At 64.9% G+C, this 13,317-nt stretch carries 8 protein-coding genes; 5 read left to right on the forward strand and 3 right to left on the reverse strand.

Annotation, left to right across the window (positions count from 1 at the left end):
- Nucleotides 1–52 precede the first annotated feature (52 nt).
- Nucleotides 53–3,226, reverse strand: a complete 3,174-nt coding sequence (locus U9J33_RS21570) for a TonB-dependent receptor (RefSeq protein WP_185999196.1) — start codon at nucleotides 3,224–3,226, stop codon at nucleotides 53–55.
- A 155-nt stretch (nucleotides 3,227–3,381) separates the two neighbouring features.
- On the opposite strand from U9J33_RS21570, the gene U9J33_RS21575 reads away from it, so the two are divergent.
- Nucleotides 3,382–5,304, forward strand: a complete 1,923-nt coding sequence (locus tag U9J33_RS21575; RefSeq protein ID WP_420719895.1) for a rhamnogalacturonan lyase — start codon at nucleotides 3,382–3,384, stop codon at nucleotides 5,302–5,304.
- Between the two features lie 21 nt (nucleotides 5,305–5,325).
- On the opposite strand, the gene U9J33_RS21580 is transcribed toward U9J33_RS21575, so the two are convergent.
- Nucleotides 5,326–6,552 (reverse strand): CynX/NimT family MFS transporter, encoded by a 1,227-nt coding sequence (locus tag U9J33_RS21580; protein WP_324699150.1) that lies wholly within the window; start codon nucleotides 6,550–6,552, stop codon nucleotides 5,326–5,328.
- Nucleotides 6,553–6,713: 161 nt separating this feature from the next.
- Between U9J33_RS21580 and U9J33_RS21585 the strand changes: the two genes are divergently transcribed.
- Both U9J33_RS21585 and U9J33_RS21590 read left to right on the forward strand, forming a co-directional pair.
- Nucleotides 6,714–9,491 carry a Tat pathway signal sequence domain protein gene (locus U9J33_RS21585; protein WP_324699151.1) on the forward strand — a complete coding sequence of 926 codons (2,778 nt, stop codon included), beginning with the start codon at nucleotides 6,714–6,716 and terminating at the stop codon, nucleotides 9,489–9,491.
- Nucleotides 9,488–10,165, forward strand: a complete 678-nt coding sequence (locus tag U9J33_RS21590) for a DUF6250 domain-containing protein (protein ID WP_324699152.1) — start codon at nucleotides 9,488–9,490, stop codon at nucleotides 10,163–10,165. Before U9J33_RS21585 ends, U9J33_RS21590 begins: the two co-directional genes overlap by 4 nt.
- A gap of 62 nt (nucleotides 10,166–10,227) precedes the next feature.
- Here the strand turns inward: U9J33_RS21590 and U9J33_RS21595 are convergent, their stop codons facing one another.
- Nucleotides 10,228–11,223, reverse strand: a complete 996-nt coding sequence (locus U9J33_RS21595; protein WP_324699153.1) for an alpha/beta hydrolase — start codon at nucleotides 11,221–11,223, stop codon at nucleotides 10,228–10,230.
- Nucleotides 11,224–11,297: 74 nt separating this feature from the next.
- Between U9J33_RS21595 and U9J33_RS21600 the strand changes: the two genes are divergently transcribed.
- Nucleotides 11,298–12,290 (forward strand): family 43 glycosylhydrolase, encoded by a 993-nt coding sequence (locus U9J33_RS21600; RefSeq protein ID WP_324699154.1) that lies wholly within the window; start codon nucleotides 11,298–11,300, stop codon nucleotides 12,288–12,290.
- Nucleotides 12,287–13,252, forward strand: coding sequence for a glycoside hydrolase family 43 protein (locus U9J33_RS21605; RefSeq protein WP_324699156.1), 966 nt, complete (start codon nucleotides 12,287–12,289; stop codon nucleotides 13,250–13,252). The genes U9J33_RS21600 and U9J33_RS21605 overlap by 4 nt, the downstream gene beginning before the upstream one ends.
- Nucleotides 13,253–13,317 lie beyond the last annotated feature (65 nt).

A 13,317-nucleotide genomic window follows, 5' to 3' on the forward strand; every position in this document is an offset into this window, starting at 1 on the left:
CTGATCGGCAGGACGGGCGATCCGCAACAGATACCGAAAATTCCGGCTCAGGTCAGAGCTTGGCCTGCACACCGATGAACATGCGGCGACCGGGATAGTAGAGATCCACCGGCATATCCTTGTTGATGTAGACTTTCGAGTATTCCTTGTTGATGTTCTGCATCTCGAAGAAAACGTTGAAGTGATACTTCGGGAACCGTAGCGTTACCTTGCCATCGAGATAGCCTTCCGCCTTGCGGTACAAGGGGTTATTGCCATTCGCCGCATCCAGCACGGTGCTCAGCCACTTGGAGCGATAGTTGTAGCTGAGGCGTGCGTTCAGGAAGCCCTTGTCGTAGAAAACGCTGGCATTGTAGGTGTACTTCGAAAGCCCCGGATATTCCTTCAGTTCCTGACCCGTCGCGCTGTTCGTCAGGTTCGTGCGGATTGCGCGGGCATAGGTCATGTTGCCGGTCAGGCCGAGCCCGTCGAAGGGCTGTGGCAGGAAGGTAAACACGGTCTGGCCGCTTACCTCGATCCCGTCGAGCAGCGCGCCGTAGCCGTTTACCGCCTGACGCACCGTATAGGTGATGCCGTCGTGGAACAGGTCCACGCCGCTGCGCACCACGTTCGGGATGACGAAGCTGGATTCGTACTTCTTGTAGTAGCCGAGGCTGATCATGGTATCGGCGTTGGGATACCACGCCAGGTTCACTTCCCATTGATCGGCGCGATAGGGCTTGAGGTCTGGATTGCCTGCGGTGCAGACATCCTCGGCGCCGGTCAGTGTCTGGTCGTCGAGGCAGTTGATGTTCGGCACCAGATCCGTCGGCCGCGGACGCGCCAGGTTCTTGGCGTAGTTGGCGCGGAGCGACAGGTCCGGCGTAATCGCCAGGTTGGCGTTGAAGGCGGGCAGGAAGTCCGTGTAAGTATTGGAAATACGCGCTTCCTGGGCTGCGATAACCACGGTTTCGGTGCCGCCGGTCGCCGTCGTGCGCGTCACGCGCGAGATGTTGGTGCCTAGCCCCTGATCCTTGGTCTGCGTCCACCGCAAGCCGGCATTGCCCGTCAGGCGCATGCCGAAGATCTCGGTGTCGATATCCGCCATGATGTAACCGGCGTAGACCGTCTCCTTGATGAGATAGGCCGGAATCTGCGAGAGGCCGTCCGCATTGCGCACCAGATCCTGGTCGAAGCCGGAGAGGTCGTAATACTGCGACAGCACATCGGCATCGAAATTCGGGAACGCGATGTTGGAGGGAATGCCGGAAGGCGCATTCTTGAGGCCGCTGAACAGCGGAGCCCCGCCCAGCGTGCCGCCGACCGCGGAAATCAGCGACTGATACTGCGCCGGGGTCAGATACCAGGTGTTGCCGTTGCGGATCTGGGCGGGATTGTCCTGGATCTGGGTCGTATAGGACACGTTGGCGCTCTGCTGGTAGGTCAGGGTCGCCGGGTCGATAAGACGGGTGCCGCCGCCGTTATAGCTGACGTACTTCTGCTTGCGGAACTGTCCGCCGAACTCGAACTTGCTGACGATCGGGTGATCGATTTCCCAGTCCGCATCGAACTTGAGCTGGTCCTCGGTATTGCTTGCCTGCGAAGGGCGATACTGCAGCGCCGGGCCGTAGACCGGCAGGACCTGCCCGTTGGCGCCCGTCCGCGTGAAGTCCGAATAGACGGCCGGATCGGCGGGATCGAACTCCGACGGGAAAGTGAAGACCGGGATTCCCTGCTCGTTGTTGCGATCGACGGTGATGCCGGCAACGCTGGTGCCAAGCGAGATCAGGTTGCTTTCCGACACGGTGGTCGCCTTGGCGTGCGAGCCCATGAAATCGATATGCAGGCGGTTCAGGTCCCAGCGGAAACCACCGGTGAAGTACTTTGAATCCTGATCGTAGCTGAAATCGCGGCGCTGCACGCCGACGATATTCGCAGCGCCGTTCCAGTTGGGCACGGCCACCGTGCCGATGTTCACGGCATTCAGCGCGGTCTGCACACTGGTAACGACATGGTTCTCATTGACCGTCGAAGTACCGAGCTGGACCTGGCGGCGCGAAGTTCCGCCGTTTGCGCCCGCCGGCAATGCCGGATCGAGGTTGAATCGCTCGACACGGGTCAGGTCGACGGAATAATTGGTATCCTGCAGGTTCTGGTTGCGCTTGTTAATCTGCACCTGGCCATAGGCCCGGAAGTTCGGAGCGATCTGGTATTGCAGCGCGAGATCGCCGGAAATGCGCTTGTCATTGCGAACCCAGCTACGATAGCGCGGAACCGTTGGTGCCCAGTCGAAGAACTGGGTTTCGCAAGCCAGCCGGTTGGCGGTCGCCGCCGAAGTGGTCACCCCGCCTACGCCGGCGCAGCTCTCGTAAGTGTTGTAGTTGGCGTAAAGCGGGTTCGCGACGGTCTTTTCGGTCGAATGATCGAAGTCGGCAAGGCGCGACCAGTTGGTATTGCTGATATAATCCTGCCGGGTATCCACGTCACTGTAAGTGACGTTCACCAGCACGCCGAGGCCGTCGATCAGGAATTTCGGTGTGCCGGCCACGAAGGTCATGCGCGGCTTCCAGGTCTCCGCCGTATCGAGGTTCTGGTATGAAACCACCCCCGTCATCAGCGGGGCCTTCAGGTCGAGCGGCTTGCGCGTCTCCACGCGCACGGTGCCGCCGATGCCGCCCTCGGTAAGGTCGGCCGCATAGCCTTTGTAGACGTCGATCGACTTAACCAGTTCGGTCGCCAGTTCGCGGAAGTCACCCGCGCGGCTGCCGGTGGCGCTGACCTGGCTGACACCATTGATCTCCACGCGGTTGAGGTCCGGCTCGACACCTCGGATCGAGACTGCGGTTCCCTCGCCGAAATCGCGGGTAAGCTGGACGCCGGTGATGCGGGCCAGCGAATCTCCGATGTTCTTGTCAGGGAAACTGGCGATATCGTCCGCCACGATGGAATCGACGATGGTACTCGCTTCGCGCTTGCGGTTGGTTGCCGATTGCAGCGAGGCCCGCGTACCGACGACGACGATGTCGTTGGCGGTAGTGATGATCTTTTCCGCTGTCTTGTCGTCTATCGGCTTCTTGGCCGGTTCTTCGGCAACAGCGCCCTGATCTTCGGAACTAGTCTGAGCATATGCGGGGAGGGATACGCCGAGGGCTCCTGCCAGAGCCAGTCCGGAAACGCCTCTCAAGGCATGGCCGGTGAACTTCGATGTGCGCGAAATCCTCGTATTTCCAACGGCATGCTTACGCATATCCAATCCCCTCTTTTACCCCTGTCGATCTTGTCTGTTCCGGTTTTCCGGTCGCTGATCGAATCAGTTTCTAGACGGACACTTATTGAACCGATATGTGGGATGCAATGCTATAATTTGGACCACGATGGTTCCAAACCCGGAGGATGTTGCAAATGGCGGCCAAAATCCGCGCACTGAACCTGATGATCGGGCTTGTTTGCCTCGCAGCGGGAACCGGCCCCGCGCTCGGCGCGAATCCGCCCGGCCGCCTTGCCGCCGAACGGTTGGACCGGGGGGCAGTCGCTCTCCCCGCAAAGGACGGTGGAATCCTTGTAAACTGGCGATTTCTTGCCGACGATCCGCAGGATTCCCGCTTCCGCGTGCTGCGTGACGGCAAGCAGATTCACCTCACGAAAGCCGGCGCGGCAACAACATTCGTCGATGCCCACGGCACGCCGCAAAGCAGCTATTCGGTGGAGCGCATCGGTGATCGCGCGGGCCCGCAGCGTGCCATGATGTGGGACAAGGGCTATCTGTCGATCCCGCTCGTTCCCCCTGCCGACGGCGTGACTCCGGCCGGAGAGGCCTTTTCCTATACCGCCAACGATGCGAGCCTGGGCGATCTCGACGGAGACGGCCAGTATGAGGTCGTGCTCAAGTGGGACCCCACTAACAGCCACGACAATGCCCACACCGGCTATACCGGCAGCGTTTTCCTTGACGCCTATCGCCTCGACGGCACCCGCCTCTGGCGCATCGACCTCGGCCGGAACATTCGCGCCGGAGCGCACTATACCCAGTTCCTCGTCTTCGATTTCGATGGGGACGGCCGCGCCGAAGTGGCGATGAAAACCGCCGACGGCACCATGGACGGCACGGGCAAGGTCATGGGCGACGCCAGGGCGGACTGGCGCAGCAGCGGCGGCGAAGTGCCGCAGCAGGACCGCACCGGGGCCAAAGTGCTGGCCGATGGCACCAAGGTCGCGCCGATGCAGGGGCGGATCGTCAAAGGTCCGGAATTCCTGACCGTTTTCGAAGGCGCAACCGGCAAGGCGCTGGCTACCGCACCTTACGATCCCCCGCGCTATCCGGGCGGCAATCCGACGCCGGAACAGCTCGCTGCCGCATGGGGAGATGGCTACGCCAACCGTTCCGACCGCTTTCTTGCCGGCGTCGCCTATCTCGACGGGCACTTGCCGAGCATGGTGTTCGGACGCGGCTACTACGCCCGCACCGCGATTGCCGCCTGGGACTGGCGCGGCGGCAAACTGACCCAGCGCTGGCTGTTCGACAGTTCCGCTCCGGGCAACGGTGACTACGCCGGGCGCGGCAATCATCAGCTTTCCATCGCCGACGTCGATGAAGATGGGCGCGAAGAGGTGATCTACGGCTCGATGGCGATCGATGATGACGGCAAGGGCCTCTGGACCCGGCCGCTGTACCACGGCGACACGATGCATGTCGGCGACCTCGACCCGGCGCGTCCCGGGCTCGAGAAGTTCGGCGTCTTCGAGGATATCCGCAGCAATGGCGGGCTCGGCTCAGCCCTGCTCGACGCGCGGACCGGCGAAGTGCTCTGGACGACGCCGGCCGAACAGGACACCGGGCGCGGTGTCGCCGCCGACATCGATCCCCGGCATTACGGCGCGGAGTTCTGGGGCTCAAACTCGGACCGTCTTTTCGACACCAAGGGCCAGCCGATCGGCCCACGCCCGCGCCAGATGAATTTCGCGATCTGGTGGGATGGCGACCTGCTGCGCGAACTGCTGGACGGCACCACCATTTCCAAATGGGACTGGGAGCGCGGCGTGGCGACACCGATTCTCGCCCCTGAAGGGCTTGCATCGAACAACGGCACCAAGGCGAACCCGGCACTCCAGGCCGATCTCATCGGCGACTGGCGCGAGGAAGTGATCTGGCGCCGGGCCGACAACCGCGAACTGCGCATCTACACGACGCCTTATCCGACCGAGCACCGCTTCGTCGCACTGATGCAGGACCCCGTCTATCGTGCGGGCGTGGCATGGCAGAACACGGCCTATAACCAGCCGCCACACACCGGTTTCTACCTCGGTGCGCCGCCGCCGGGCAAATGACCCGAAATTCCAGCGGCGAGGCTAGCCTCGCCGCTGTTCGTACCGATCGATCGCCAGCCCTGCCGGGATCAGGCCAAGGGTCAGTACGGCCAGCAGCCCGAACGCCAGCCACCAGCCCTCGGGCCATCCCTGAAGCCACCCGATGAGGACCGGCCCCAGCGCCGCAAAGCAATAGCCCGCGCTTTGAACTTTCGTCGAAATCCTGCGGTTCTCGTCCAGCGTGCGGGAGAACTTCATGATCATCATGAAGATGAGCACAAACGTGCCTCCATGCGCGATACTGCCGATCGGCGACCACAACATCCACTGACTGGGCGCTGCCACGATCCACAGCGGCGTCACCGTCCAGACCGCTCCCATCAGCACAAGCAACCGCCCCAATGAAACGCGCCGCGCCAGCACCGGAATGCCCAGCGAGCCGGTAAGCGAGAGAATCTGGAACGAGGATGCCACCACTCCCGCCTGCGTGCCGCTCATTCCCGCGGCCGTTTTCAGGAAGGTCGGCAGCCAGGCGGTGAGGCCGTAATAAGCGAAGATATGGATCGCGAATGCCGCGATCATGAGCCAGACGACCATGGCGGGCATCGCGCTTTCAGGAGCGGCTTGTGATTTCGATGCGTCACTTGCATCGGGCTCGACCTGCTCCGCCAGGCGCCCCTGCCGGTCGATCAGCCACCGCGATGCCAAAGCCAGCAGCGTCAGCCAGACCCACCCGGCAAGCGCGATCTGCCAGCCTCCCCATGCAGCAATCGGTGCGGTAAAGCCCAGTGTCAGCATCGCGCCCAGATTGAGCGATACGGTGTAGAACCCGGTAACCCCGTTCACATTGCGCCGGAAATCGCGCGCGATCAGCATCAGCGAAACGATGTTGCCCATTGCGATGCAGACACCGATCACCAGCGTTCCGCCAAACATGCCGATGATCCCGGTATAGGGCCGGATCACGGCCGCCGCAGCCACGCCGATCAGTACGAGTCGAATCGACCGGTCGATGCCCATACGCCCAATCAAGGGCGACATCAGCGGCGGCAGCAAGCCGAAGCACAGCACCGGAATGCTGGTCAGCAGTCCCGCGCCTACGCTGCCCAGTCCGAGACTGGCGCGAAGCTCGCCAAGAACCGGCTGGATCGCTGTCAACGGGCTGCGCAAGTTGCAACCCAGAACGATCAGGGCAAGCAGAGGAAACCAGACCGGCAAAGAGCGCTTCGGCACCGCTGTGCCGGGCTCGTGCATTCGCGAAAGAGGCATGAAGCGGGCATGGCGGCGCGCGCCGTGGTTGGCAATCCTCGAAAACAGATCGGCTGCGACCAAGTCGCCGGCACACTTTTTCTTATCCGGCCGGTTGACGGTTAAACCCACATGATGAAATACCATCCCACATAAGATACCCGTTCGGGAAGGGAGAGAACATGAGCAAGCTGGTCTGGAGCCGCCGCGAGATGTTGGCGCAAAGCCTGGCATCATCCGCCGTTGTCGGTTCGATGGCGCTCACGGCCGGGCGCGTCGAAGCTGCACCGCTCGCCACGAAAGAGCCGTTGGGCTCCCGCATTTCCCCGGGTGACGACGTGGTCTGGCTCGACGGCGGCGCACCCTCCGCGCACGAGGGCCAGTCCTGGGGCCAACCCTGGCCGCGCGGCACCCGGCTCGACAAGCGCGGCTATGTTCTCGAAGCCGCAGGCGGCAAGCGCGAGGCGGTGCAGACCTGGCCAATGGCCTGGTGGCCGGACGGCTCTATCAAGTGGACCGGACATGCGACAGCCGCCAATGGGGCCCGCACCGGCTCGCTGCGCGTCGTTCCCGGCACTGCCAAACCGGAGCAGACGCTCTCCGTGTATGAGGCGGGCGATGCGATCACTGTCACCGTGGGCCAGACCGTCTGGAACGTAGGCAAATCCGGCGAGGCCCTGATCCGCTCGGCGCGGGTGGGGGCGAGCGAAGTGCTGCAATCGGTACGCCTGCTCGCCAGCGCGCAGGACCGCCCCGATGACGAGGACGGCGCTCCCACACTCGCCCGCTGGACCAGCGCCATCGAAAGCGCCACGGTAGAACAGAGCGGCCCGATCCGCGCGGTCATCAAGCTCGACGGGCGCCATCGCGGCCAAATGGGCAACGAGCCCGGAGACTGGATGCCCTTCTCCGTCCGCCTCTATTTCCACACCGGCTCGGACAGTGTGCGGCTGGTCCATTCGATGATATTCGATGGCGATCCCGCCAGGCGCTTCATTCGCGGGCTGGGCCTCGAAGGCGCGGTGCCGATGCGCGACAAGCTGCACGATCGCCACGTTCGTTTTGCGGGCGAGAATGGCGGCCTCTGGGGCGAGGCCGTGCGCCCGCTGACCGGCCTGCGCCGCGATCCTGGCAAGGCCTTCCGCGATGCGCAAGTGGCGGGCGCGGCCACGCCCCCGCTCGACCAGATGGGCGCGGCGGTGCGCCAGAACATCGAATACATTCCCGCATGGGGCGATTTCCGCCTGCGTCAGCCCAATTCGGACGGCTTTTCCATCGTCAAGCGCACCAAGCCGGGCTGCGGCTGGATCGACGTCGATACTGCAGGCCGCGCGCCGGGATTCGGCTATATCGGCGGTCCATCGGGCGGCGTCGCTTTCGGAATGCACGATTTCTGGCAGCGCTGCCCTGTCGGCCTCGACATCTCGGATGCGGCGGGCGACACTGCCCGCTTCACCGTCTGGTACCACGCCCCCGATGCCCCGGCGATGGACCTGCGCTTCTATCACGACGTCATGGGCATGGAGAGCTTCGAAGCGCAGAACCGCGGGCTCGACGTGACTTACGAGGATTACGAACCGGGCTGGGGAGATGCCTCGGGCATCGCCCGCACCACCGAATTCCGCATCTGGGCCCTGCCCGCCACGCCGCCGCGCGAACGTCTGGCCGAGATGGGCAAGGGCCTTGCCACACCGCCGCGTCTGGTCGCCAATGTCGCGCGAGTCCATTCCGCCGGGCTGTTCGGCCCGTGGAGTCCGATTGCTGCCGGCGGCCCGCTGCGCGGAAAGATCGAGGCGCGGGCGAACCAGGAACTCGATTTCTACATCGGGCAAGTGGATCAGCGCCGCTGGTACGGCTTCTGGAACTACGGCGACGTCATGCACAGCTATGACAACGACCGGCACGTCTGGCGCTACGACATCGGCGGTTTCGCGTGGGACAACAGCGAACTCTCGACCGACATGTGGCTGTGGTACGGCTTCCTGCGCACGGGTCGCGCCGACGTGTTCCGCCTCGCCGAAGCGATGACGCGCCACACCGGCGAGGTGGACGTCTATCACTCCGGCCGCTTCAAGGGCCTGGGCACGCGCCACGGGGTGCAGCACTGGGCGGACAGTTCGAAGCAGCCGCGCATCTCCAACGCCGCCTATCGCCGTTTCTACTATTATCTCACCACCGATGAGCGTTGCGGCGACCTGATGCGCGGTCTGGTGGACAGCGATCATGCGCTGAAAACGGTCGATATCGGCCGCAAGGTCCTCCACCGCGCAGGACCGCTCGCCGGAACCGGCGCGGTAGTGGCCGACCAGCCGCTGCCCGATGGCCAGATCTTCATGCAGTTCGGCACGGTGTGGGGCTCGCTGCTGGGCGCTTGGCTCACCGAATGGGAACGCACGCGAGACACCAGATGGCGCGACCGCATCGTCGCCGGAATGCGCTCCATCGCCGCCCTGCCCAAGGGCTGGCTGGCTGGCGGCGGCGCCTTCGACCTTGCCTCGGGCCGCTTCGTTGGCGGCGGCAGCGAAGTGAACATGAGCCACCTCAACGGCGTGTTCGGCGTGTTCGAGATCACTGCCGAACTGCTGGAACTGCTGGACGAACCGGCGTTCCGCAAGACCTGGCTCGAATACTGCGAACTCTACAACGCGCCGGAGGCGGAATTCCGCGCGCGCACCGGTGCATCGGGCAAGGGCCGCGCGCTGACGCAGGCGCATTCGCGCTACACCGCCTATGCCGGGGTCCAGCTCGGCAAGCCGGACCTCGTCAAGCGCGCCTGGAGCGAGTTCTTCGGCGCAGGCGACCGCGAAGGGCGCGACCAGTCGCGCGGCGCGAACAAGGTGGCGGGCGCTGCCGTGCTCAAGCCGGTGGACGAAATCGCCGAAGTCTCCACCAACGATGCCGCGCAGTGGGGCATCGCCGCGACCGTGAACCTGACGCTGATCGGGGATGCGCTGGAGTGAAGCGCCTCGCTGCCGCCCTGATACTTGTGTCGCTGTCGGCGGCGACGAACCCTCTAACGGACGACTTCCGCCACGGCCTCTCGCACTGGCGCGTCGAGGCGGAAGCGCCCCCGCGCATCACCGTGCAGGGCGGCGTGATGGACATCGATACGCCGGAAGGGCTCTCGGTCTGGTGGGACGAGGAACTGCGCGGCGCCGTCGCCATCGAATACGAGGTCATGGCCGTTTCGGCCGGCGGGCCGAACGATGCGGTGAGCGACGTCAACGCCTTCTGGATGGCCACCGACCCCGCCGCGCGGGACGGATCGCCCCTGGCCCGCCCCCGCAGCGGGGCCTTTGCCGACTACGACACACTCAAGACTTACTACGTGGGCATCGGCGGCAATCGCAACACGACCACGCGGATGCGCCGCTATGTGGGCGAACCGGGCAATCGTCCGCTGCGGCCCGAGCATGACCGGACCGATCCGGCTGCGCGGCTCGTTGCCAATCGCTGGGTGCCGATGCGCCTTGCCGCCGATGGCGTGACTGTGACGGTGGACTTCGGCGGCAAGCGGCTTTTCACGATGGCCGATACCGCGCCCTACCGCCGGGGCTGGTTCGCGTTGCGCACGACCAGGAGCCACTTGCGCATCCGCAATTTCCGGATCGTTCCGCTCGGGACGGGACGCTGATGGGCCGCAAGATGCCGCTCCTCAAAGTCCCATCGCTTCAATTCAATCGTCGCTCCCGCATATCACGCCCCGTCGGAGGGAATCCGCAGCCCATGCCGGGCCGCGAAACGGGCAAACCGCGTCAACCACAGTCCGGCACGGCCATCCGGCTCGAACAGCGGGGCGCCGTGCCCGCCCTTCTCTATAATGTGCAGTTCCGAAGGAACTTTCGCCGCCCTGCAGCCCTCGAACATGGCGAGGCTATTACCGCAATCGACCACCGCATCGTCGGCGGCATGACCCAGCAGGATCGGCGGCGTGACAGCCGGAACATCGAGGTTCACCGAATAGCGGCGCGACAGGTCGTCGCCCGGGCTCGCTCCCAGCAGTTCCCGGCGCGACTGCCCGTGGGCGAGCGGCGGCACCATGCTGACGACTGGAAAGAACATGCCCGCCACGATCGGCCGCGCATCCTGCCCATCGGCGGCGTCGACCGGATCGTAGACCTTGGCCGCAAAGCGCGTCGCGAGGCTGCCGCACAAGTGTCCGCCCGCCGAAAAACCGATGGCGGCGACGTTGGCAGGATCCCCCCCCCATTTCGCCGCATGGACGCGGATCACGCGCATCGCGCGCTGGGCATCCTGCAGGGGCGTGTCCGGCCCGCCGGCCCAGCCGTCGTGCGGCAGGCGGTAGAGCAGTTCGAACGCGGTCACTCCTTGCCCGGCGAACCAGCGCGCAATCGCGGAGGGCCTGGTTCCCATGGCGACGCGGGCATAACCACCGCCCGGAATGACAAGCACCGCCGCGCCGGTGGGTTTCGCCGCAGGACAGACCGTGAGCATCGGTGTCTCGACATGCGGCCAGGCAAGGTCGTCCGGGTTTGCGGGACCGGAGCGCAGGACGCTTTCCTGTTTCACGCCCGCTTTGGGCAGTCCGGGCGGGAAGCCCGGCCAGATCGGAAAGCGCTCGCCCACGGCGATGCCGCCTTGAGCCGCCGCCATCGCGCGGCCGGACAGCAGCGGCGCAGCGGCCAACGCAGCCAGATATTGGCCAAGAAACCGGCGGCGATCACTCGACATATTGCACTCTCCTCGGAAGGTCTTTCTATGCATTGGAACATGTTGAAATTCATTCGACTTTTGGACCGCGCGGCATGATCGGCGCTTCGCTGCTCCTGCTCGCCGCCGCGACCGCTCCGGCCGCCGACGTCGCGCCGAAGCCACTGTTCCGCGATCCGGTGCATGACGGCGCTGCAGATCCCAGCACGGTCTACGATCCCGCCACACGCGAATGGGTGATGTTCTACACGAACCGCCGCGCCGACCTGCCGATGGAGGACGAAAAGGACGTGCGCTGGGTCCACGGCACCGCGATCGGCACCGCGCGGTCGAAAGACGGCGTGCACTGGCGCTACGGCGGCACCGCCTCGATCCCCACTAGTTGCACCGGCGAAACGCTGTGGGCGCCGGATATCGAGCGTTTCAACGGTGAGTGGCACATGTGGCTGACGGTCGTACCCGGCGTGTTCCGCGACTGGAACGCCCCGCGCTTCATCGTCCATCTCACCAGCCCCGACCTGAAATCGTGGACATGCGGCGACCGTCTCGATCTCGGTTCGGACAGGGTGATCGACGCCAGTGTCGTCGCGCTGCCGGAGGGCGGCTACCGCCTGTTCTTCAATGACGAGCGCATGGGCAAGGCGATCCGCACGGCGGACAGCAAGGATCTCGTCCACTGGAGCGTGAAGGACCGCCTCACCGCGACCCCCGGCGAAGGCCCCAAGGCGTTCCGGTGGAAAGGCCGCTGGTGGCTGGTTTCCGACGCCTGGAAGGGGCTGCTCGTCATGCGCAGCGATGACGGCAAGCAATGGACCACCCAGCCCGGCCACATCCTTGCCACGCCCGGACAGGCACCGACCGACCGCGCCAAGGGCCAGCATCCCGATGTGATCGTCTCGGAGGGCCGTGCCTATATCGTCTACTTCGTGCATCAGGGCGGCGAGGACGAGGCAAAGGCAAACCCCGACTGGAACCGCCGCAGCGTGCTCCAGATCGCGGAACTGAAGGAGAAGGACGGAGTGATCGCCGTGGACCGTGACAGCGCTACCCACGTAAAACTCGTGCCGCCGAAGGAAGCGCGCCGATGAACCCGCTGCTTGACCGCCGCGCGCTCTGCCTGGGCGCGGCCGCACTGGCCGGCTGCGCGACCACGCGCACCGGCACGGTGGAACCGGCAGGTCCGCTGCTCTTCGCCTATTTCAGCACCGGCAAGGGCGAGGCGGACGGGCTGAAACTGGCGGTGAGCGAGGACGGCTTCACCTTCCGCACGCTCGGCGGGGGCAAGCCCTTCCTCGTGCCGCAGGTCGGCGAGAAGAAGCTCCTGCGCGATCCCTTCCTCTGGCGCGGCGAGGGACCGGATGCGCCCTGGCATTGCATCTGGACCACGGCGTGGGAGGGCGTGACGATAGGCCATGCAACCACGCGCGATTTCGTGAACTGGACACCCCAGCGCGCGATCCCGGTCATGGCCGCCGTTCCCGGCACCCGCAACTGCTGGGCGCCCGAGGCGATCTACGATCCCGCCACGCGCCGCACGGTGATCTTCTGGTCCAGCACCGTGGAAGGCCGCTTTCGCGAAACCGCCGGCACATCCGAAGGCGGCTACAACCACCGGCTCTGGTACACCACCACCGCCGACTTCGAGAGCTTTGCCCCGGCGCAAGTGCTCTATGACCCCGGCTTCAGCGTGATCGACGGTACGTTCTCTCATGCGCCGAACGGCGGACTCTGGCTGGTGGTCAAGGACGAGACCCTGAACCCGCCCCGCAAATGGCTGCGCGCCGCATCCGCGCGCGGGCCTCTCGGACCGTTCGCACCGCTCGGCGAGCCGTTCACGCCGCCTTGGGTGGAAGGCCCGATGACGGCGCAGGCCGGCGCGGAACTGGTCTGCTACTACGATGTCTATCGCGATGGCCGCTGGGGCGCGAAGACCACGCGCGACATGGTGACCTGGCATGACGTCAGCGACCGGCTCGTCATGCCGCAAGGCGCACGTCACGGTTCCCTTGTGCGGATCGACCGCAGGCTGCTCTCCGCGCTCGAAACCTGAACAGACGAATCCTGAACAGAGAGGGCCTGAAAAAGCGGCTCCCGGGTGGAGGACCCGGGAGCCTT

Origin of the sequence: Novosphingobium sp. RL4, assembly GCF_035658495.1 — a bacterium.
Lineage (GTDB): Bacteria > Pseudomonadota > Alphaproteobacteria > Sphingomonadales > Sphingomonadaceae > Novosphingobium.

Coding starts and splice junctions, on each gene's coding strand:
- U9J33_RS21570 (WP_185999196.1), bottom strand. CDS start 3,226: ATGCGTAAGCATGCCGTTGGAAATACGAGGATTTCGCGCACATCGAAG.
- U9J33_RS21595 (WP_324699153.1), bottom strand. CDS start 11,223: ATGTCGAGTGATCGCCGCCGGTTTCTTGGCCAATATCTGGCTGCGTTG.
- U9J33_RS21580 (WP_324699150.1), bottom strand. CDS start 6,552: ATGCCTCTTTCGCGAATGCACGAGCCCGGCACAGCGGTGCCGAAGCGC.
- U9J33_RS21605 (WP_324699156.1), top strand. CDS start 12,287: ATGAACCCGCTGCTTGACCGCCGCGCGCTCTGCCTGGGCGCGGCCGCA.
- U9J33_RS21600 (WP_324699154.1), top strand. CDS start 11,298: ATGATCGGCGCTTCGCTGCTCCTGCTCGCCGCCGCGACCGCTCCGGCC.
- U9J33_RS21585 (WP_324699151.1), top strand. CDS start 6,714: ATGAGCAAGCTGGTCTGGAGCCGCCGCGAGATGTTGGCGCAAAGCCTG.
- U9J33_RS21575 (WP_420719895.1), top strand. CDS start 3,382: ATGGCGGCCAAAATCCGCGCACTGAACCTGATGATCGGGCTTGTTTGC.